Source organism: Loktanella sp. M215 (assembly GCF_021735925.1).
In the GTDB taxonomy this organism is placed as follows: domain Bacteria; phylum Pseudomonadota; class Alphaproteobacteria; order Rhodobacterales; family Rhodobacteraceae; genus Loktanella.
On record NZ_WMEA01000001.1, the window covers coordinates 2185364 to 2206085 of the forward strand.

Annotated in this window: 23 protein-coding genes; 15 read left to right on the forward strand and 8 right to left on the reverse strand. The window is 64.4% G+C overall.

The window, feature by feature from the left end; translation table 11 throughout:
* Positions 1–51: 51 nt before the first annotated feature.
* Entirely contained in the window at positions 52–1926 is a 1875-nt protein-coding gene (gene cobT / locus GLR48_RS10690) for a cobaltochelatase subunit CobT (protein WP_237061251.1), read from the reverse strand.
* A gap of 169 nt (positions 1927–2095) precedes the next feature.
* Here cobT and GLR48_RS10695 point away from each other — a divergent pair, with 169 nt between their 5' ends.
* Positions 2096–2680, forward strand: coding sequence for an NADPH-dependent FMN reductase (locus GLR48_RS10695; RefSeq protein WP_237061252.1), 585 nt, complete (start codon positions 2096–2098; stop codon positions 2678–2680).
* A 128-nt stretch (positions 2681–2808) separates the two neighbouring features.
* On the opposite strand, the gene GLR48_RS10700 is transcribed toward GLR48_RS10695, so the two are convergent.
* Entirely contained in the window at positions 2809–3129 is a 321-nt protein-coding gene (locus GLR48_RS10700; protein ID WP_237061254.1) for a hypothetical protein, read from the reverse strand.
* A 46-nt stretch (positions 3130–3175) separates the two neighbouring features.
* Positions 3176–4162 carry a cobaltochelatase subunit CobS gene (gene cobS / locus GLR48_RS10705; protein ID WP_237061255.1) on the reverse strand — a complete coding sequence of 329 codons (987 nt, stop codon included), beginning with the start codon at positions 4160–4162 and terminating at the stop codon, positions 3176–3178.
* A 181-nt stretch (positions 4163–4343) separates the two neighbouring features.
* Between cobS and GLR48_RS10710 the strand changes: the two genes are divergently transcribed.
* The 4 genes from GLR48_RS10710 to GLR48_RS10725 all read left to right on the forward strand — a co-directional run bounded on the left by GLR48_RS10710 (position 4344) and on the right by GLR48_RS10725 (position 6882).
* Positions 4344–4895, forward strand: coding sequence for a sigma-70 family RNA polymerase sigma factor (locus tag GLR48_RS10710; protein WP_237061256.1), 552 nt, complete (start codon positions 4344–4346; stop codon positions 4893–4895).
* Positions 4885–5601, forward strand: coding sequence for an anti-sigma factor (locus tag GLR48_RS10715; protein ID WP_237061257.1), 717 nt, complete (start codon positions 4885–4887; stop codon positions 5599–5601). The genes GLR48_RS10710 and GLR48_RS10715 overlap by 11 nt, the downstream gene beginning before the upstream one ends.
* 161 nt (positions 5602–5762) lie before the next feature.
* Entirely contained in the window at positions 5763–6221 is a 459-nt protein-coding gene (gene msrB / locus GLR48_RS10720) for a peptide-methionine (R)-S-oxide reductase MsrB (RefSeq protein WP_237061258.1), read from the forward strand.
* A 103-nt stretch (positions 6222–6324) separates the two neighbouring features.
* Positions 6325–6882: a hypothetical protein gene (locus GLR48_RS10725; protein WP_237061259.1), complete on the forward strand. Its 558-nt coding sequence runs from the start codon at positions 6325–6327 to the stop codon at positions 6880–6882.
* A gap of 8 nt (positions 6883–6890) precedes the next feature.
* Here the strand turns inward: GLR48_RS10725 and GLR48_RS10730 are convergent, their stop codons facing one another.
* On the reverse strand, positions 6891–7529 hold the full coding sequence (locus GLR48_RS10730; protein WP_237061260.1) for a J domain-containing protein: 639 nt from the start codon (positions 7527–7529) through the stop codon (positions 6891–6893).
* A gap of 75 nt (positions 7530–7604) precedes the next feature.
* Between GLR48_RS10730 and GLR48_RS10735 the strand changes: the two genes are divergently transcribed.
* On the forward strand, positions 7605–7859 hold the full coding sequence (locus GLR48_RS10735; protein ID WP_237061262.1) for a BolA family protein: 255 nt from the start codon (positions 7605–7607) through the stop codon (positions 7857–7859).
* Here GLR48_RS10735 and GLR48_RS10740 read toward each other — a convergent pair whose 3' ends face one another.
* Positions 7860–8357, reverse strand: coding sequence for a DUF4177 domain-containing protein (locus GLR48_RS10740; RefSeq protein ID WP_237061264.1), 498 nt, complete (start codon positions 8355–8357; stop codon positions 7860–7862).
* A gap of 93 nt (positions 8358–8450) precedes the next feature.
* Positions 8451–9965, reverse strand: a complete 1515-nt coding sequence (gene gatB / locus GLR48_RS10745; protein WP_237061266.1) for an Asp-tRNA(Asn)/Glu-tRNA(Gln) amidotransferase subunit GatB — start codon at positions 9963–9965, stop codon at positions 8451–8453.
* Positions 9966–10079: 114 nt separating this feature from the next.
* On the opposite strand from gatB, the gene GLR48_RS10750 reads away from it, so the two are divergent.
* Positions 10080–10640, forward strand: coding sequence for a type 1 glutamine amidotransferase domain-containing protein (locus tag GLR48_RS10750; RefSeq protein ID WP_237061268.1), 561 nt, complete (start codon positions 10080–10082; stop codon positions 10638–10640).
* A gap of 163 nt (positions 10641–10803) precedes the next feature.
* Entirely contained in the window at positions 10804–11604 is an 801-nt protein-coding gene (locus GLR48_RS10755; protein ID WP_237061270.1) for a transglycosylase SLT domain-containing protein, read from the forward strand.
* On the opposite strand, the gene GLR48_RS10760 is transcribed toward GLR48_RS10755, so the two are convergent.
* Complete coding sequence (locus GLR48_RS10760) at positions 11567–12427, reverse strand: lysophospholipid acyltransferase family protein (protein ID WP_237061271.1); 861 nt, start codon at positions 12425–12427, stop codon at positions 11567–11569. The genes GLR48_RS10755 and GLR48_RS10760 overlap by 38 nt on opposite strands.
* Before the next feature lie 71 nt (positions 12428–12498).
* Entirely contained in the window at positions 12499–15051 is a 2553-nt protein-coding gene (pepN, locus tag GLR48_RS10765; protein WP_237061272.1) for an aminopeptidase N, read from the reverse strand.
* A 99-nt stretch (positions 15052–15150) separates the two neighbouring features.
* Here pepN and GLR48_RS10770 point away from each other — a divergent pair, with 99 nt between their 5' ends.
* The 7 genes from GLR48_RS10770 to GLR48_RS10800 all read left to right on the forward strand — a co-directional run bounded on the left by GLR48_RS10770 (position 15151) and on the right by GLR48_RS10800 (position 20658).
* Complete coding sequence (locus tag GLR48_RS10770; protein ID WP_237061273.1) at positions 15151–15354, forward strand: hypothetical protein; 204 nt, start codon at positions 15151–15153, stop codon at positions 15352–15354.
* A 12-nt stretch (positions 15355–15366) separates the two neighbouring features.
* The gene (locus GLR48_RS10775) at positions 15367–15516 is read left to right on the forward strand and encodes a DUF2256 domain-containing protein (RefSeq protein ID WP_442915838.1); all 150 of its coding nucleotides are present in this window, start codon (positions 15367–15369) and stop codon (positions 15514–15516) included.
* Between the two features lie 89 nt (positions 15517–15605).
* Positions 15606–17738: a malate synthase G gene (locus tag GLR48_RS10780; protein ID WP_237061275.1), complete on the forward strand. Its 2133-nt coding sequence runs from the start codon at positions 15606–15608 to the stop codon at positions 17736–17738.
* 12 nt (positions 17739–17750) lie between these two features.
* Positions 17751–18176, forward strand: coding sequence for a GlcG/HbpS family heme-binding protein (locus GLR48_RS10785; RefSeq protein ID WP_237061276.1), 426 nt, complete (start codon positions 17751–17753; stop codon positions 18174–18176).
* A 167-nt stretch (positions 18177–18343) separates the two neighbouring features.
* Positions 18344–19120 carry a gamma-glutamyl-gamma-aminobutyrate hydrolase family protein gene (locus tag GLR48_RS10790; RefSeq protein ID WP_237061278.1) on the forward strand — a complete coding sequence of 259 codons (777 nt, stop codon included), beginning with the start codon at positions 18344–18346 and terminating at the stop codon, positions 19118–19120.
* 204 nt (positions 19121–19324) lie between these two features.
* Positions 19325–19747: a hypothetical protein gene (locus tag GLR48_RS10795; RefSeq protein WP_237061279.1), complete on the forward strand. Its 423-nt coding sequence runs from the start codon at positions 19325–19327 to the stop codon at positions 19745–19747.
* Between the two features lie 221 nt (positions 19748–19968).
* Positions 19969–20658: a D-lyxose/D-mannose family sugar isomerase gene (locus GLR48_RS10800; RefSeq protein ID WP_237061280.1), complete on the forward strand. Its 690-nt coding sequence runs from the start codon at positions 19969–19971 to the stop codon at positions 20656–20658.
* The last annotated feature ends 64 nt before the right edge of the window (positions 20659–20722 follow it).

Below are 20722 nucleotides of genomic sequence, written 5' to 3' on the forward strand. Positions count from 1 at the left end.
GCGAAGCCAAATGCACCTTTGAGGCATCGGGTCTCGCCCGGCGAGGCCCGATCACATCATCTTGCGCATGCCCAGGACGCGCGCCCGCTTGCGCGGATCGCTGTCGAAGAGGCTCGCCAGTTGCTCGGTCATTGCCCCCGCCAACTGCTCTACATCCGTGATCGTCACGGCGCGGTTGTAATAGCGGGTGACATCGTGGCCGATGCCGATGGCGGCGAGTTCGACACCGCGGCGCTTTTCGATCATCGCGATCACGTCGCGCAGGTGCTTTTCCAGATAGTTGGCGGGGTTCACCGACAGCGTGCTGTCGTCGACCGGTGCGCCGTCCGAGATCACCATCAGCACCTTGCGCTGCTCGGGCCGGTTCACCATCCGGCGGTAGGCCCATTCCAGCGCCTCGCCGTCGATGTTTTCCTTCAACAGGCCTTCCTTCATCATCAGGCCAAGGTTCGGCCGGGTCCGCCGCCAGGGTGCGTCGGCGGATTTATAGACGATATGGCGCAGGTCGTTCAGGCGGCCCGGCGTTGGTGTGCGGCCGTCCTTCAACCAGGCCTCGCGGCTTTGTCCGCCCTTCCAGGCCTTGGTGGTGAAACCGAGGATTTCCACCTTCACGTCGCAGCGTTCCAGCGTGCGGGCCATGACGTCGGCACAGATCGCGGCGATGGAGATGGGGCGGCCCCGCATGGAGCCGGAGTTGTCCAGCAGCAGCGTCACCACGGTATCGCGGAATTCGGTGTCTTTTTCGACCTTGAAGGATAGCGGCGTCGTGGGGCTGGCCACGACCCGTGCCAGACGCCCTGCGTCGAGGATGCCTTCCTCGCGGTCGAATTCCCAGCTGCGGCTTTGCTTGGCCTGCAGGCGGCGCTGCAGCTTGTTGGCCAGACGCGAGACAGCACCCTTCAGGGGCTCCAGCTGCTGGTCGAGGTAGGCGCGCAGGCGTTCGAGTTCCGCAGGCTCCGCCAGATCGGCGGCACCGATTTCCTCGTCGAACTGGGTGGTGAAGACCTTGTAGTCGGGGTCGGCGTCAGAGGCGGGGGCCGGTTGCGGCGGGTCCATCGGGGCCTCGCCTTCGGGCATCTCGGTCTCTTCGCCCATCTCGGCGTCGGCGGAATCGTCCATGCTGACCTGCGCCTGCGACGCATCCTGCTGGTCTTCCTGCGTCTGCTCGGGGCTGGCCTCGGCCTCTTCGCCTTCGCTGTCCTCGCCGGTGCTGTCGGGCTGCTCCTCGTCCTCGTTGCCGCTTTCGGCTTCGTCATCCTGATCGTCGTCGGGGGCGTCGGGGTCGTCGCCCAGCTGGTCGCCGTAGCCCAGATCCTTGATGATCTGGCGGGTGAAGCGGGCAAAGGATTTCTGGTCGGTCAGCGTGTCTTTCAGGCTTTCAAGCGTGCCGCCCGCCTGTTCCTCGATAAAGCCGCGCCACAGGTTCATGACGTTGTCGGCACCTGCCGGCAGGTCGCGGCCCGTCGCCAGATGGCGGATCAGATAGCCCGCGGCGACGGCCAGCGGCGCATCCGCGGAGGACTTGATCTGATCGTAACCCTTGCGCTGCGCCTCGTTGCCGATCTTGGCGTCGATGTTGCCGGCGGTGCCGGGCATGTATTGCGCACCGACCGCCTCGATCCTTGCCGTTTCCATCGCGTCATAGATGTCGCGCGCCATCTGCCCCGGCGGGGCATAGCGGGCGGCGGTGGCGGCATCGTGGAACTTGTGCCGCAACGCGAAGGCGTCGGCGGTGCCACGTGCCAGCAGCACCTCTTGCCGCGACATCCGGCGGCTGACTTGCGGCAGGCGGATGCTGTCGCCCGTCTGGCCCGCCGGATCGACGGAATAGCTGACGGTCAGGTCCGGATCGTCGGCCATGACCTTCGTGGCCTCGGCGAGGGCCTTCTTGAACGGATCGGCGGGGTTGTCGGATGGTTTGTTCATGGCATCGGTAAATCACTGTGTGGACACCGGGGCAAGGTGGGGCGCGCGGTTGCGGTGTCCAGCGCCGCCCCATGCGTGAGATTGCGCACAGACTGTGTGCTGCTGCGTCAATTGCGCGCCGCGGCGTGCGGGCGCATGTCTGGGGCGATCAGAACACAGGAGTTTCATCATGGCCACGCTGCCCAAGATCGCCGTCATCATCGGGTCCACCCGCGACGCCCGTTTCGCCGACAAACCCGCCGCCTGGATGCTGAAGCAGGCGCAGGCCCGCGACGACATGACCGCCGAACTGGTGGATCTGCGCGATTTCAACCTGCCGCTGTTCAACGAGATGGGCGGCAACAAGTTCGTCCCCAGCCAGGATCCGGCCGCCATCGCATGGCAGAAGAAGATCGCGGAATTCGACGGCTACATCTTCGTGACGGCCGAATACAACCATTCGATCACCGGTGCGCTGAACAACGCGCTGGATCAGGCCTATGTGGAATGGAACCGCAAGCCGATGGGTGTCATCGGCTACGGTGGTCTGGGGGCTGCGCGCGCGGTCGAGCACCTGCGCAACATCGCGGTCGAGCTGGAAATGGTCCCCGTGCGCGGTGCTGTCCATATCGCCGGCGGCGATTTCATGGCCGTGCATCCGCTGGGCGCCAACGGTCCGATCGAAGGGATCGAGGATCACCTGCTGGGCGGCGCGAAAGAGTTGCTGAACGATATCGTCTGGTGGGCGAACGCCACGATGGCCCCCAAGGGCTGAAGCTTTCGAAACGTAGTGACAGAAACGGCGGCACCGCGTGCCGCCGTTTTGCGTATCCCCGGTCAGTGGGAAAGGCAGGCCTTGGGCGCGCTGGGCGTCATGCACCCTGTCATGAGTTCAGGCTGCCGTCAGCAGTCGAGGCTGACCGGGAAGCGTCCCGCAAAGCGGAGTGCGGCCGTGGCGGGCAGGACGGCGTCCCGGTCGTTTGCTGCGATCTCGTAAAGCACTGCCGCGGCCTTGGCGGTGCAGCGCCGGGGGGCGTCGCGCAGGGCGGCGGACTCGATCCCTGCAATCGTGGGAAGAGGGGTGACGGCCGTCACCAGCGCCAGTTTGCCGCTGGACGCCAGTGTCACGTCATAGGCCCCCAGCTCTGCCGGTGGCGCGCAGGAAAGGAGCGCCAAGAGGCCCGCGGCTGCGCCAAGCGTTCCGATCCGTCCCATCAGCCGCATGACCTCTCCTTCGGGCGTTCAGATTGACGCCAACACTCTGGCCGCGTCAGGCCAGGCTCATGCTCGCGGCGCTTTCGGGCAGTTCCTCGTCGAAGCAGCGCTGGTAGAACTCTGCCACGGTCTGGCGTTCGAGTTCGTCGCATTTGTTCAGGAACGACAGGCGGAAGGCGTAGCCCACGTCCTTGAAGATCCGCGCGTTTTCGGCCCAGGCCAGGACGGTGCGCGGCGACATCACCGTGGACAGGTCGCCGTTCATGAAGGCGGTCCGGGTCAGGTCGGCCACGGTCACCATCTGGCTGACGACGCGGCGGCCCTTGTCGGAATTGTAGGTCGGCGATTTCGACAGCACGATCGCGGCTTCGGCGTCGTGGGACAGGTAGTTCAGCGTGGCGACAAGGCTCCAGCGGTCCATCTGCGCCTGGTTGATCTGCTGGGTGCCGTGATACAGGCCCGTCGTGTCGCCCAGACCGACCGTGTTGGCGGTGGCGAAGAGGCGGAAATACTTGTGCGGCGTCAGGATCACGTTCTGGTCCATCAGGGTCAGCTTGCCGTCGGTTTCCAGCACGCGCTGGATCACGAACATGACGTCGGCGCGGCCCGCGTCATATTCGTCGAAGACGATGGCGACGGGGTTGCGCAGGGCCCAGGGCAGGATGCCTTCGTGGAATTCGGTGACCTGCACGCCGTCGCGCAGCTTGATCGCGTCCTTGCCGATCAGGTCGATCCGGCTGATGTGTGAATCGAGGTTCACCCGGACGGCAGGCCAGTTCAACCGGGCCGCGACCTGTTCGATGTGCGTCGATTTGCCCGTGCCGTGATAGCCCTGAATCATCACGCGGCGGTTGTAGCCAAAGCCTGCGAGGATCGCGAGCGTCGTGTCGGGATCGAACTTGTAGGTGCTGTCCACCTCTGGCACGCGATCGGTGCGGTCGGCAAAGCCCCTGATCTTCATGTCGCTGTCGATGCCGAAAACATCGCGGACAGAGATGTCCTCGGTCGGCGTTGCGTTGATATCGGTCATGCCGTCGGCCATGGGATTGCTGCCTTTGCTGTCGCGGATCGCGTTCGTTCACTGCGGGATGCAACATATCGCGGGATTTGCCAAGGGGAAGGGGTGCAACACTCATGCTCCCTTTGCAGGGATGGCCCCCGGATATGTTGCCTTTTTGTGCGGATGAGCCAAAGTAAGGGCACCTGGTGAGTGTGAGTGTGAGATGACGACGACCTCTGACATCGAAGACATGATCGCGCGGATGGCCATTGGCGACCGTGCGGCCTTCGAAGGACTTTATGCGGCAACCTCGGCGAAACTCTTCGGCGTCTGCCTGCGTGTGTTGGGTAATCGGGCCGAAGCCGAGGACGCGCTGCAGGAAGCCTTCGTCAAGATCTGGCGGAACGCGGATCGCTACCGGGTCAACGGTCTGTCGCCGATGACCTGGCTGATTACGGTGACGCGCAACCACTCGGTGGACCGGGTGAGGGCGCGACGTGCGAAAATGGGTGCGGGTCTGGACGAAGCGGCGGATGTCGCGGACGCCCGCCCCGGACCCGAAGCGCTGGCCATCGCGTCGTCGGACCGGGTCCGGATCGTCGATTGCATGGGTCAGCTTGATCCAGACAAGGCCGGTGCCGTGCGCCGCGCCTATCTGGAGGGCGAGACCTACCAGGAGCTGGCAGATCATTATGATGTGCCGCTCAACACAGTAAGAACATGGCTGCGCCGCAGCCTGTTGAAGTTGAGAGAGTGTCTGTCCCATGACGGATGAGTTTGATCGCGACGAAGAACGCGCCCTGACGGCGGAACATGTCCTCGGTCTGCTGACCGAAGACGAAACCGCGGCCTACGAGGAGGTGCTGGGCGTCGACCCGGACCTGCGGGCCGAATATGCCTTCTGGGCGGACCGCATGGTGGCCCTGACGGACGACATCGCGCCGGTGACGCCGCCGCCGCACGTGTTGGCGCGGATCAAGGAGACGCTGTTTCACGAGCCTGCGGGCGCTGGGGCGAAGGCGTCTGCCCGGTCGTGGTTGCAACGGATGGGGCTGCTGCCGGCGATGGCGGGCGGTCTGGTCGCGGCGCTGGTCGTGCTGTGGGTCTTTACCACCGTGATGCCACCGTCGGGGGGCAATGTTTCCACGCCGACCTATGTCGCACAGATCGCATCGGCGGACGAAAGCCTTGTCGTGCAGGCCAGCTACGACGCGGCTGCGGGCAATCTGACGCTCGACCGCTCTGCCGGGCAGGCCCGCGATGGCCGTGCGCTGGAGCTGTGGCTGATTGCCGGTGACAATCCACCGGTCTCGTTGGGCGTATTGCCGCAGGATCAGGTCGCGACCCTTCCTGTGAGTGCGGAACTGGCGCTGCAGCTTGCCGGTGGCACGCTGGCCATATCCGACGAACCTGCGGGCGGGTCGACCACGGGCGCGCCGACGGGCGATGTGCTGGCCGTCGGGCAGGTGATCGAAGCCTGACGCCGCTTCGATGGCTTGGATGGGGGCGTGCCGGCGACGGCGCGCCCTTTTTTCATCCGGGCGTTGACACATCCCGTCACATCACCGTGCGGCAACGATCCTGCGGGCGCGTTCAGGCCGGGCCTCTGTTATTGTGGTTGCAACAATTCAAGGAGACCGCCATGCACCGCCGAAGCTTTCTGATCGCCACACTGGCTGCCAGCGTCGCCCCCCTGGCACTGCGTGCCGAAACGTTCGAGGTCACGCGCACCGAGGCGGCGTGGCGCGCGATGCTGACCGATGCGCAATATGCCGTCATGCGGCGGGAATCGACCGAACGCGCCGGGTCCAGCCCGCTGGACAAGAATTATGCGCCGGGCACCTACCTGTGCCGGGGCTGCGATCTGCCGCTGTATCCCTCTGACACCAAGTTCGACAGCGGCACCGGCTGGCCAAGCTTTTACGCGTCTCTGCCGGACGCGGTCGGCACCAAGATCGACAAGTCCCTGTTCACGTCGCGCACTGAAGTGCACTGCCGCCGCTGCGGCAGCCATCTGGGCCATATCTTTGACGACGGACCCAAACCCACGGGCAAGCGGCACTGTCTGAACGGTGTCAGCTTAAAGTTCCAATCGGCGTAACGCCCGCGCGGAAACGATGTGTTCAGGCGCCACGTGCTTAACGGTGGTTTGAAAGTCCGGTAAGGCTGAAGGGTAACGGCGCATTCACAGGACCATTTGCCGCATGAAAGAGACCTTCATCCATCCCCTGCGCCCGACGGCAGGCGAGCGGCGCTTGTGCGCGGCGGCGGTGGTCGTTGGGCTGTGCGGTGGTGTGCTGAGCTTTTTCATCGTGGCGCAGATGGGCGGGACCAAGACGGTCTTTCGCAGCCTGACGCAGGCCGATCTGTGGTTCGTGGCCTCCGGCATCCTTGGTGCGCTGGGCGGGCTTTATCTGGGGCGTCAGTGGCTGGGCTATGCCGGGGCGACGGGGATGATCCGCGCGTTGCGCGGGATTATCGCTGTCAGCTTTGTCGGCACGCTGATCGGCGGGACGCTGGCCTTGCCGTTCTACGGCACGATGTTCGGGCCGCTGATGTTCGTGCTGACGCTGGTGGACCATCCGGGGCTGGCGGCGCTGTGGCTGGCGACGCTGATCGCCTGCCATCTGCTGTTCAAGGTCTGGCGCAAGGAACGCGCCCAGCGGGCAGAGTCTGCCGTGGCGGCGAGGCGCCCCACCTATTTTGGACCTCGCACGCAGAGTAACTGGCTGACGCCCCGGCTGGACAAAAAGCGGCGCTAGGTGCGCTGTCAGTCCTTTTCACGGAAGTTGCGGCTGGCCTTGATCTGGTCCCAGGCCCAGACGACCTCTGCCAGCTGTTCTTCCTGGCTGCGGTCGCCGCCGTTCATGTCCGGGTGCAGCACCTTGATCAGCGCCTTGTAGCACTTGCGGATGCCGGCCTTGGACATGCTGTCCTTGGCGTCGAGGATTTCGACCGCGCGCCGTTCGGTCGGGGGCAGCTTGCGCGTGCCGCCGCCGTTCTTGCCGGGGTTGCGGGTCGCGTTTTCGCCCAGCACCTCGTGCGGGTCGGACACGCCAAGGCGCGCCCAGGCGAGTTCCTCGACCGTGCGCTTCATCGGCTTGGTGGGGCGTTCCCACGTGGCGCGGTCCTTTTCCATCTGGGCCATCAGCTCTGCCTCTGATGTGCCGTCGAAGAAGTTCCACTTGAGGTTATATTCGCGGACGTGGTCCTTGCAGAACCACCAGAAGTCGTCGATCGAATCCGGCGATTTCGGCGCGCGGTACTGGCCTGCTTCCTCGCAGCCTTCGTGATCGCAGATGCGGGTGGAGGTTTCGGACGCGCCCGACATACCCCGACGCCCGCGGGGGTTTTTCTTCTTGCTGCTCGACACCGACATGTCGAAACCGAAGGGGTCTTTTTTATTCATGGGATCGTCCCTTTCCGACTCGGAGCATGCACTCTAAACCCATGGGCGGCAGATAGAAGAGGCAGGACGAAAATTATGGCACTTGACGCGGACATTCGGGACGCCTTGACGCGCGGTTTATCGCCGGAGCATCTGGAGGTGATCAACGAAAGCCACCTGCACGCCGGTCACAGCGGCGATGACGGGTCCGGCGAAAGCCACTGGCAGGTTGTGATCGGGGCGGCCTCGCTGGACGGCAAGTCGCGGCTGGCCAAGCACCGGGCGGTGCATGACGCGCTGGGGCCGGACATCATCGACCGCCTGCATGCGCTGGCGATCACGTTTCGCTGATCAGCGGCGGTCGTCTTCCGTAACGGTCGGTCCGGGCACGGTTTCGTCACCGGAGGCGGTGACGGAGGGGGCCGCGACGACGGGTGCTGTGACGGGCGGTGCTGCTGCCGTCAGCGGCGGGGCGCTGAAGACCGGGTGAGGTCTGGCGGTCGCGGGGTCTGCCGCGGGTGCGTCATCGGGACGCTCTGGCGTGACGGGGGACTCCTGCGTCGCACGCTTGTCTTCGATCATCGGCATATCGGGCGCGTGATCGGCGGCGGTCGTCGCGTGAAGACGGCGGAATACCATCATGTTCTGAAAGACGGTCGCCTTGCCCATCAGACCTTCACGCTCTTCCGCGGGCAGGGTTTCGGTGCGCTGATATTCCCAGCCCTGGGCGGCGTGGGTGTTCATCACGTTCGTCAGGGCGATGGCAAAGCGGTCTTCTGCAGCCTTCACGCCCTTGACGCGCTCTCCGCGCCGGGGTGCCGGAACAACCTTGTATTCATAGTGTGTCATGGGACCCCCTGCAGCTGACGGGGTGTCCTTAGCAGCCGGGTCCGGGTTCGCCAAGGGCGTGCGGCGGTGTCAGACGGGACACCGCCGATCCGGTCAGAGACCCAGTTTTGCGGCCACCAGCGCGTTGACGGCCGCCGGGTTGGCCTTGCCGCCGGTGGATTTCATCACCTGACCCACGAACCATCCCGCCAGCTTGGGGTTGGCCTTGGCCTTTTCGACCTGTGCGGGATTGGCGGCGATGATCTCGTCCACCGCAGCCTCGATCGCGCCGGTGTCGGTGACCTGTTTCATGCCTTCGGTCTCGACGATTTCCGCGGGGTCGCGGTCTTGGGTATAGGCGATGTCAAAGACGTCCTTGGCGATCTTGCCGCTGATCGTCTCGGCCTTGATCAGCGCCACGATCTGCGCGAGGCGGGCGGCGGGGATCGGGCTGTCGGCGATGCCCTTGTCGCCGTCTTTCTTCAGGCGCCCGAAAAGTTCGTTGATGACCCAGTTCGCCGCCAGCTTGCCGTCGCCGCCCTTGGCCACATCCTCGAAATACGCGGCATTTGAGACGTCCGCCGTCAGGACGGAGGCGTCGTAATCCGACAGGCCGAAGTCGCTGATGAAACGGGCCTTTTTCGCGTCGGGCAGTTCGGGCAGGGAGGCTTTGATATCGTCAACCCAAGCCTGTTCGATTTCCAAAGGCAGCAGGTCGGGGTCGGGGAAGTAGCGGTAATCGTGCGCCTCTTCCTTGGACCGCATTGACCGCGTTTCGTTCTTGTCCGGATCATAGAGGCGCGTTTCCTGCGTCACGCTGCCACCATCTTCGATGATCGCGATCTGGCGGCGGGCCTCGACCTCGATCGCCATCTGGATGAACCGCATGGAGTTCATGTTCTTGATCTCGCACCGCGTGCCGAGGTGGCCGAAGTCCTGCGTCGCCTGATATTTCTCGTAATCGCCGGGGCGGCAGACGCTGACGTTCACGTCGGCGCGCAGGTTGCCGTTCTGCATGTTGCCGTCGCAGGTGCCGAGGTAGCGCATGATCTGGCGCAGCTTGGCGACGTAGGCGGCCGCTTCTTCGGGTCCGCGGATATCGGGGCGGCTGACGATCTCCATCAACGCCACACCGGTGCGGTTTAGGTCGACGAATGACATGGTCGGGTCCATGTCGTGGATCGACTTGCCGGCGTCCTGTTCAAGGTGAATACGCTCGATCCGGACCAGACGCGCGGTGCCGTCGCCGAGTTCGACCAAGACTTCGCCTTCGCCCACGATGGGATGGTAGAGTTGGCTGATCTGGTAGCCCTGCGGCAGGTCGGGGTAGAAGTAGTTCTTGCGGTCAAAGGCCGACATCAGGTTGATCTGCGCCTTCAGGCCCAATCCGGTGCGGACGGCCTGTGCGACGCAGGCTTCGTTGATGACGGGCAGCATGCCGGGCATGCCGGCGTCCACGAAGGCCACGTTGCTGTTGGGTTCGGCCCCAAAGAGCGTCGAGGCACCCGAGAAGAGCTTGGCCTTGGTGGCCACCTGCGCGTGGACTTCCAGACCGATGACGAGTTCCCAGTCGTGCTTGGCGCCCGCGATGACTTTCGGGGCAGGGGCGGCGTATTCAAGGTCGAGCATGGCGGTCCTCATCAGCTGTTGCGCCCTTCTAGGCCAGCCCCGTGATTGGAACAAGTGCCGGGGGGTGCCCGTTGAGACGGCAGAACGAAGCGAACCCCGCAAAGGAGAGCACCAATGACTGCTATTACTGAATCCAAGATCCTCATCATGGCGACCGACGGCTTTGAAGAGGTCGAACTTACGACGCCGCTGAAGAAGCTGCGTGAGGCCGGTGCGACCGTCCATGTCGCCACGCTCGACGGTGACAAGATCAAGGCCTGGGATCAGGATCACTGGTCCATCGACGTACCGGGTGATCTGAAGATTGCCGACGTCAAGGTCGAGGATTACGATGCGATCGTCCTGCCGGGCGGCCAGATCAACCCCGACCTGCTGCGCGTCGAGAAAGACGCGATCGACGTCATCAAGGGCTTTGTGCAGCACGGCAAGATCGTCGCCGCCATCTGCCACGCGCCGTGGCTGCTGATCGAGGCGGACGTCGTGAAAGGTCGCGAGATGACATCGTACAAGTCGATCCGCACGGACCTGAAGAACGCCGGTGCCACTGTGGTCGACAAGCCCGTCGCGATTTCCAACGGGATCATCACCAGCCGGAACCCGGACGATCTGGAGGCCTTTGTCGCCAAGATCATCGAGGAAGTCCGCGAAGGCGATCACAAGCGCAACGCCGCCTGATCCACCCACAACCGCAAGATGATCAGGGGCGTCCGCAAGGGCGCCCCTTTTTTGCGGATTACCGCCGATGGCGGGACCGGTGGGTTGATCACCGACGCGTGAGTCTCTTTATTCGTCCTTCATGCGCATCAAGCACATCATTCTGGGGGGAGTGATTGCAGGGTTGTGCACCACATCCGTGGCTGCCGATCTGCAACATCGCCCCGTATCCCGAGAGGATCTTGCCACCGCACAGGTGGTCGAAGCGGCCGCGCGCCTTGGCTCATTTCGCCCCGTCGCGCGCCCCGACCACATGATCCGGTATCCCGTCCAAGTCATCAAGGGGGCGCCCAGCGTGCGTCCGCAGGTCCGTCCGACCTTTGTGCCGCATACCCGCTGGGGCAAGGGACCGGTGGCGAAGGCCTGGGCGCGGGCGACGATGTCGGCGGTCGCGGCACAGGGACTCGATTCGATTGTGCCGCGCGATATCGACGCCTGGTGCCCCGCCTACGCCGAAAACAGCCCGACGCTGCGCCGCGCCTTTTGGGTCGGCATGATGTCGGCGCTGTCCAAGCACGAAAGCACATACAACCCCAAGGCGGTGGGCGGCGGCGGGTTGTGGTATGGGTTGTTGCAGATCCTGCCGGCCACGGCGCGGGGCTACGGCTGTCGCGCCACCACCGGCACGGCCCTGCAGAACCCGATCGACAACCTGTCCTGTGCCGCCCGGATCATGGCGCGCACGGTCAAGCGCGACCGCGCGGTGGCGCTGCACGACGGGCGCTGGCGGGGGGTGGCTGCGGATTGGGGTCCGATGAGCAACCGCGCCAAGATTGCAGAGATGTCCGACTGGACCCGCAAGCAGGATTACTGCGTCGTGCGCGAACGTCCGCGCCCCGTGCTGCGCCCCGCGACGGTCGTGGCCGCCGGAGAGGCCGCCGCCTCGGCTAGGGTTTCAACAATGGGCGCCGGGTCATTCGAATGATGTTGACCGTGGGGGCGTCGATGCCGCCCAGCGCGAGGGTCGCCTTTTTCAGCATCTCGATTCCCTCTTCAGAGGATTTCGGCAGGGCAGAGGCCTGAATAGGCTCTCCGACCGTGATGCGATAGGGCTGGCGGTCCTTGTTCAGCGTCTCGTGGAACAGGGTCACGTCGCGCAGGGTCGGGTGTATCATGTCGAAGAGGTAGAACAGCGCCGAGTTGCGCGCCTGCACGTTGATCGGGATCACCGGCAGGTCGAACTTGCGCGCGAGCATGGCCGCTGACGCCATCCAGGGGCGTTCGTGCAGCTTGAAGCCGCGGCGTTTGGCCAGACGGCCAGAGGGGAAGATGACGCCAAGACGCCCGGCCTCGGTCGCTTCGCGCACGTAGTCGAGCGTGTTGCGGGTCTTTTCGCGGGTCCGCCGGTCCAAGCGCCATTCGACGGGGCAGATCATGTCCTGCATCTGCGGCATGACGCGCAGGATGTCGGAATTGGCGAAGAAATAGACGTCGGGCCGTGTCCGGGCGATGACGTGGTGCAGGATGATGCCGTCGGCGATCCCGGTCGGGTGGTTCGCCACGACCAGTGCGGGACCGTGCAGCGGCAGGTTGGACAGACCCGACACCTCCACATGCTTGGCCAGCAGATCGCCCATCTTGCCCATGATCTGGGAGGAGGGCGCGTCACGCAGACCGGAGGCGATATCCACCGTCTTGTCGTAGGCGAGGGCCAGATGCATCAGCCCGCGCAAGTATTTCATGCCCGGCCAAGACCGGTACATCCAGGGTGCGCGTTCGACGATCAGCGGATCTATGCGGTCTTTCATAAACTCTTAATGCCCGGAAACGGTAACGGTTCCATGTCATCTACGGAGTCTTAACCACCGCGCCAAGAGAGTCACTGCAAAAGGCGGGTCACCATCTCTGTCGTATCGCGCGACAGGCCTTCGGTGCGTGCAATGCGTTGTAATGCTTGCCGCATCAGCGTCTGCCGGTCGGCATCATACCGCTTAAGGCTGTCGAAGGCCGTCACCATCCGTGCTGTCGTCTGCGGATTGAGGGGGTCAAGCCGGATCAGCCAGTCCGCCAGAAGCGCGTAGGCGGCGCCGTCCGCGCAGTGGAATCCCGCCGGATGCGCGGCCAGCGCGCCCATCACGCTGCGAAAGCGGTTGGGGTTCTTCCACTGAAAATCCGGGTGCTGCGTCAGGCGGGTCGCCGTGTCGACGGCTGCCGCGGGGGCGGCCATGGTGATCTGGATGCCGAACCACTTGTTCAGCACCAAGCGGTCGTCCTTCCACTGGTCGTAGAAGCGGGCGACTGCGGCCTCGCCGCGGCCCGCGTGCAGCACGGCAGCGAGGGCTGCAAGTTGCTGGGTCATGTTGTCGGCGGCGTCGAACTGCGCCTGTGCGGCGGCCCCGTCGTCCAGTTCCGACAGCAGCATCAGGATCGCATTGCCAAGCGCGCGTTGCCCGCCCTGCCGGGCGTCGGGGGCAAACGGGCTTTGGACCTGCATGTCGGCGTAAAGGCGTGGCAGGATATCGGACAGCGCCTGCGCCGTCTGTTTGCGGACGGCCTGTCGCACCCGGTGGATCTGCACCGGATCCGGAGTTTCGCCCGCCGCAGCCAAGGCGATGGCCAGATCGGTTTCTGACGGCAGATGAGAGATCAGGGCGCGCAAGGCGGGGTCCAGCGTGCTGTCGGTCAGCGTCGCGCGCAAGCCGTCGAGGTAGCCCGCATCCGGCGCGCCGCCGCCCGCGTGGATCAGGTCCAGCAGCATGTCGCGGGCCAAATTGCGGCCTGCGTCCCAGCGATTGAACGGATCGGTGTCATGGGCGAGCAGGAACGCACGCTCGCCCGCGGGCGGCGTGCGATCGACGATGACGGGGGCCGAGAAGTCGCGCAGAATCGACGGGATCGGGCGCGCGGCGAGGCCGTCGAAGGTAAAGGTCTGGGTGGCCTGCGTCAGCTCCAGCAGTGTGGTCGGCAGCACCTCGGCCCCGGTGTCGTCCAGCAGGCCCAAGGCCACGGGGATGTGCAGCGGCATCTTGTCGGGCTGGCCGGGCGTGGGTGGCGTTTTCTGCGTGATGTGAAGGCTGTAGGTGCCGTTCTTGAAGTCGTCGGTCACGGTCAGGCGCGGTGTGCCGGCCTGCGCATACCAGCGCTTGAATTGGGTCAGATCGCGGCCCGTAGCGTCGGTAAAACAGGCCAGCCAATCCTCGATCGTGGCGGCCTGCCCGTCGTGCCGGTCGAAATAGAGGTCGAGTGCGGCGCGGTAGCCGTCGTCGCCCACCAGCCGTTTCAGCATGCCGACCAGTTCAGCGCCCTTTTCGTAGACGGTGACGGTGTAGAAGTTGTTGATCTCGACAAAACTCTCTGGCCTTACCGGGTGCGACAGGGGGCCTGCGTCCTCCTGGAACTGGCGGTTGCGCATGACGAGGGCATCCTCGATCCGCTTGACGGCGTGGCCGTGCAGGTCGCCGGTGAAGGACTGGTCGCGAAAGACGGTCAGACCTTCCTTGAGGCAGAGCTGGAACCAGTCGCGGCAGGTGATCCGGTTGCCGGTCCAATTGTGGAAATACTCGTGAGCGATGATCGCCTCGACCCGCTGAAAATCGGTGTCGGTCGATGTCGCCTGATTGGCCAGAACGGCGCTTGAGTTGAAAATGTTCAAGCCCTTGTTTTCCATTGCGCCCATATTGAAGTCATCGACGGCGACGATGTTGAAAACGTCTAGGTCATAGGCGCGGCCATAGGTCTGTTCGTCCCAGATCATCGACCGGATCAAGGCCCCCATGCCAAAGGCGCATTTGTCCAGATCGGGGGCGCGGACCCAGATGTTCAGGTCGACGTCGCGACCTTCCATCGTGGTGAAGGTATCGTGGTGCGCTGCAAGGTCGCCCGCCACCAGCGCGAAGAGGTAGGCGGGTTTGGGCCAGGGGTCGTGCCATTCGGCCCAGCCGTCGCCCGACGCCGTGGGATTGCCGTTCGATAGCAGCACCGGCAGATCGCTTTCGATGCGGACGGTGAAGACGCCCATGACGTCGGGGCGGTCGGGGTAGTAGGTGATCTTGCGGAAACCCTCCGCCTCGCACTGGGTGCAGTACATGCCGTTCGACATGTAAAGCCCTTCGAGGGCCGTGTTGTCGGCGGGTGCGATCTCGACTTCTGCCTCCCAGACGAAGGGCGCGTCGGGGACGTCGCAGGTCAGGCCCGTGGCGGTGACCTGCGGTGTGACGGGCGTGCCGTCCACGGCTGCGCTGATCAGACGCAGGCTCTCTCCGTGCAGGAAAAAAGGCTGCCGGGGGCTGTCCGGGTTGGGTTTGAAGGCGATCCGGGACAGCACGCGCGTGGTCTGTGGTGCAAGGCGAAATGTCAGGTCCACACTTTCCACCAGCCATCCGGGGGCCATATAGTCGGCAAGATGAATGGCTTGCGGCGCTGCGTCTTTCATGGGATCGACCTTCCGGGGTGAAACTGTGTGGTTGCGGCGACGTTATGAATTCGAACCCGCCGCGGCAAGCGGCGGCAGACAGACAGGACGGAGTACAACATGTCAGCACCCAAGACGGATCTGGACAAGCAGGAAAAACGTCACCGCGGGCCGCTGCGCGGCATGGCGGTGGTCGTGGGGTTCGCGCTGCTGCTTCTGGTCGGACTGCTGTTCTGGACAAGCTCGAACGGGAATACGCCCGAAGGCGCCGACACCCAGATCGACGCACGCACCGGCGCCGAAGTGCCTGCCGACAGCAACTGAGCCATGCCGCGCATGCGCAAGAAGGCGGATCTGCCGGTCAAGGTCTGCGCAAACTGCGGTCGCCCCTTCACGTGGCGCAAGGCCTGGGCAAAGGTCTGGGACGAGGTGCGCTATTGCTCTGACCGGTGCAGGGGGGCACGCAAGCCGTCAGCCGGGGGCTGAACAGCGGATTGGTCAGAATTTCTGACCGCGTCTGGACCTTGGTTATCATATCCTGTAGCGAGCGTTCAACACACGCAAAGGATATCGTCATGGTCGAACGCTTGAACAGGGCCGGTCTGCAAGTCGCACCCGTGCTCGTTGATTTTATCGAGACTGCAGCCCTGCCCGGAACGGGCCTGTCGGCCGAGGCCTTCTGGGACGGGTTTGCAGCCTTGGTAGCCGAGATGGGACCGCGCAACCGCGATCTGCTGGCCAAGCGTGAAGACCTGCAGGCCCGCATTGATGCCTGGCACCGCGATCACCGGGACGGCGCGTTCGATCCTGCGGCCTACCGCGCGTTTCTGGAAGAGATTGGTTATCTGGTTCCCGAGGGGCCGGATTTCAGCGTGGGCACGCAGCATGTCGACCCCGAGATTGCCAGCATCCCCGGACCGCAACTGGTCGTGCCGATCATGAACGCGCGGTTCGCGCTGAACGCCGCGAATGCGCGCTGGGGCAGCCTTTATGACGCGCTTTACGGCACCGATGCGCTGGGCGATCTGCCCCGTGGCAAGGGCTATGACGCCGACCGCGGCGCGCGCGCGATCGCCTGGGGGCGGGCGCATCTGGACCGCGTGGCGCCGTTGGCGCACGGATCCTGGGCCGATATCGATGCCTTGAGCGTCGAGGACGGGATGCTGACGCCGCAACTGGCGGATCAGGGGCAGTTCGCGGGCTATACCGGGTCGGGTAACGCGCTGACAATCATGTTGCGCGTCAACGGCTTGCTGATCGAAATTGAAGTTGATCCAAAGTCCGAGATCGGCGCACAGGATAAGGCCGGCATCAGCGACATCCGGTTCGAATCCGCGATTTCTGCCATCATGGATTGCGAGGATTCCGTCGCCGCCGTGGACGCCGAAGACAAGGTGCTGGCCTATGGCAACTGGCTGGGCCTGATGCGTGGCGACCTTGAAGAGCAGGTCACAAAGGGTGGCGAGACCTTCACCCGCGCGCTGCACGGCGACCGCGTCTTTACTGCGCCCGACGGCGACGACATCACCTTCAAGGGCCGGTCCCTGATGCTGATCCGCAACGTGGGCCACTTGATGACCAATCCCGCCGTGCTGGACGCCGAAGGCCGCGAGGTGGGCGAGGGCCTGTTGGATGCCATGTGCACCGTGATGATCGCGATGCACGATCTGGCCAAGACGGACGGCATCCGCAATTCGGTCGCGGGCTCTGTCTACGTCGTGAAACCCAAGATGCACGGGCCTGAAGAAGTGGCCTTTGCCAACGACATCTTTACCGCCGTCGAGACGGCGCTGGGCCTGCCTGCAAACACCGTCAAGCTGGGGATCATGGACGAGGAGCGGCGGACATCCGTCAACCTCAAGGAATGCATCCGTGCGGCCAAGGACCGGGTGGCGTTCATCAACACCGGCTTCCTCGACCGGACCGGGGACGAGATCCACACCAGCATCGAGGCAGGCCCGATGATTCCGAAGGGCGAGATGAAGAACGCCCCTTGGATTGCATCCTACGAGGATCGCAACGTCGATATCGGGCTGGCCTGCGGATTGCAGGGCAAGGCCCAGATCGGCAAGGGCATGTGGGCTATGCCGGACCTGATGGAACGGATGCTGGCGGAAAAGACGAACCATCCGGAGGCCGGTGCGAACTGTGCCTGGGTGCCGTCGCCGACCGCTGCCACGCTGCACGCAAGCCATTACCACGCCATCGACGTGCTGGCGCGGCAGGACGAGATCAAGCAGGGTGGCGCGCGCGGCACGCTGGACGATCTGCTGACGATCCCGGTGGCGCAGGGCCGGAACTGGTCCGAGGACCAGATCACGGCAGAGCTGGAAAACAACGCGCAGGGCATCCTTGGTTATGTCGTGCGCTGGGTCGATCAGGGCGTCGGCTGTTCCAAGGTGCCGGATATCCACGACATCCAGTTGATGGAGGATCGCGCGACCTGCCGCATCTCGTCCCAAGCGCTGGCGAACTGGCTGCTGCATGGCATCATGACGACGGACCGCATGATGGAAGTCATGCAGAAGATGGCTGCCGTCGTGGACGATCAGAACAAGGGCGATGCGGGCTACACGCCGATGGCGCCCGGCTTCGACGGGCCGGCGTTCAAGGCGGCCTGTGATCTGGTGTTCAAGGGGCGCGAACAGCCCTCTGGCTATACCGAACCGCTGCTGCACGACTGGCGCGCTGTCGCCAAGGCGAACTGAAAGGATACCACCATGACCGAGATCACAGCCGCACAGGCAAACACCATCATCGAGACCGTGATGCAGACCGGCGCTGACAAGGGGTTCAAGCCGCTGTCGGTCGTCGTGCTGGACGCGGGCGGCCATGTGAAGGCCTTTGCCCGTGCCGATGGCGCGGCACCCGGTCGGTTCGGCATCGCCCACGGCAAGGCTTACGGCGCCGTCATGCTGGGCATGCCCGGCAGCGCGCAGATGGCGCGGGCCGAGGCGCAGCCCTATTTCATGGCCGCCTTAAACGGCGTCTACGGCGGCCAGGTCGTGCCGGTGCCGGGCGGCGTGCTGGTCAAGGCGGATGGTGTCGTGATCGGGGCTGTCGGCGTCACCGGCGACACATCCGACAACGATGTCGTGGCGGCGATGGCGGGTCTGGCGGCTGCAAGGCTGGACGGCGAGGCGTAATCTGCCGCTTTTTCGGGCAGGACCGCTGACCTTTAGCCTTTGTTGACGCAAACTGTGGCAGGCTGGCCGCCCGTGCCTGTGCGCAGGGGCGGTTGTGCGGTGGGTCACCTAGGCAATCCGGCGCAGAACCCCTATAAAAGCCATGTCATCGCCTGAAGGAGTTTCGTGTGTCACGTCCCGTCATCGGTATAATCGGCAATTCGCACCTGATCAACGACAGCTATCTGGTGCAGGCCGCGGGCGACATGAACATGCAGGCGGTCAAGGATGTCTGCGACGCGATCCCGGTCATCATCCCCGCCGATCCGGCGGTCGTCGATGTGAATGATCTGCTCTGCGCCTGCGACGGCTTCGTGTTTCCCGGCGGTCGGCCGAACGTCCATCCCGAGGAATACGGCGAGGCCGAGACCGAGGCGCATGGCGCATTTGATCGCAACCGCGACCGTGTGGCCTTGCCGCTGATCCGGGCCTGCGTGGCGGCGGGTCTGCCAATCCTTGGCATTTGCCGCGGGTTTCAGGAAATGAACGTGGCCTTCGGCGGATCGCTGTACCCCGAGATCCGCGATCTGCCGGGGCGCGACAATCACCGCATGCCCCCCGACGGCACGATCGAGGAGAAATTCGCGATGCGCCACCGCATCACCTTTACCGAAGGTGGCGTGTTTCATCGCCTGATGGACGCGAACGAGGTGATGACCAATTCGCTGCACGGGCAGGGGATTAAGGTGGCGGGCGACCGCATCGTTATCGACGGCACCGCCCCCGACAGCACACCCGAGGCGATCCATGTCAAGGATGCGCCGGGCTTTGCGCTGGGCGTGCAGTGGCACCCTGAATACAAGGCGGGGATGGACGCCGTGTCGCGTCCGCTGTTCGCGGCCTTCGGGCGGGCGGCGGCGGCCTGGGCCGACGGCAAGCGGATGCCGGTGCGCCGCAGCGCCTGAGGTATCCCGCAGACTGGCGGCCGCGCTGGCGCATGGCATCGCGGTGACAGTGCATATGCGATGCGTCCGGCAATCAGATTTACCTTGTTCTTTGCTGCTTTTCGACATGGCCTGACGCAATCTGAAAAGCACCGCGGGCAGAAAACCTCATTCTGTGATCTGCCGTCGCGCCAAGCGGCGGTCGCATCAAAAGAGGTTCATGACATGAAAACTCTCCCCTTCGCGTTTTTTGCCAGCGCGGTGATCTGCGTCACCGTTGGTATGGGTCTTGGTATCTTCATGGGTGCAAGTGGCGATCACAGTTATGCGGAAACGCATGCCCACCTCAACCTTGTGGGGTGGGCGACGCTGGCGCTTTTCGGAATCTACTACGAGCTGACACCGCAGGCTGCCCGCACACGGCTGGCCCGGGTGCATTATGTCGTCGCGGTCATCGGCGTCGTCATTCTGGTCCCCGGCATCGCCATCGTGACACACGGCGGAACGGAGTTGTTCAGCAGCGTCGGCAGCCTGATGACCGCCGGTTCCATGCTGATTTTCCTGTTCATCGTCTTTCGCCACGGCTTCGGTGCCAGAGAGACGACCCGAGGCATGGCATCCGACATCCGTCCCCAACCGGCGGAGTGAAGCGCGGACGAAAACGTCCGTATCGCAAGAGTGGAAGACCGATCGGGCGCAGGCGCGGTCGGTCAATCGGCAGGTTTGCGGCAAAGGCGAGAGGCTGTTCCGGCCCCGGGTAGGACGCCGTTCCGCAGACCTTATGAAATTCCGGGATCCCTCGGGACGTCCGGCCCTTGCAAGCCGCAGCGCAGCACCACAGTCTGCGGGCAAAGCTCTGGAGGTGCTGCATGAAACGATCCCGCATCAACGACATCATGGCCGAGGCGGACGAGATGATCCGGTCCTACGGCTTTACCCTGCCGCCCTGGGCCTACTGGTCGCCGGAGGCGTTCAAGGCGCGCGCGGGCGAGGCGGTGGAGGTGATCCGGGCCCGCAATGGCTGGGATATCACCGATTATGGCGCCGGGCGTTACGACGAGATGGGCCTTTTCCTGTTCACCCTGCGCAACGGGCGGCTGGCCGACCTGCAGCGCGGCGGCGGCATGTGCTATGCCGAAAAGCTGCTGATTTCCAAGCAGGATCAGCTGTCGCCCATGCACACCCATGTCATCAAGGCCGAGGATATCATCAACCGGGGCGGGGCGACGCTGGTGGTGGAGCTTTATGGGTCGGACGATCGGGGCGGCTTTGACGAGACGGCGGGCGGGACGGTCCTGTGCGACGGGTTGCGCCGCGACTTCGCGCCCGGCGACAAGCTGCGGTTTGCGCCCGGAGAGAGTGTCACGCTGATGCCCGGCCACTGGCACGCCTTCTGGGGCGAAGGCGGCGACGTGCTGATCGGAGAGGTCAGCACCGTGAACGACGACGAGACCGACAACATCTTTCGCGACCCCATCGGGCGGTTTTCGAAGATCGAGGAGGACGTGGCCCCCAAGCACCTGCTGGTCAGCGATTACCGCGACTGGCTGGGGGCCTGATAGACCAGCGCCCGGTGCGCTGGCAGGCGCACCGGGCGGGATCAGCGCCGATCCGTCACCGAGC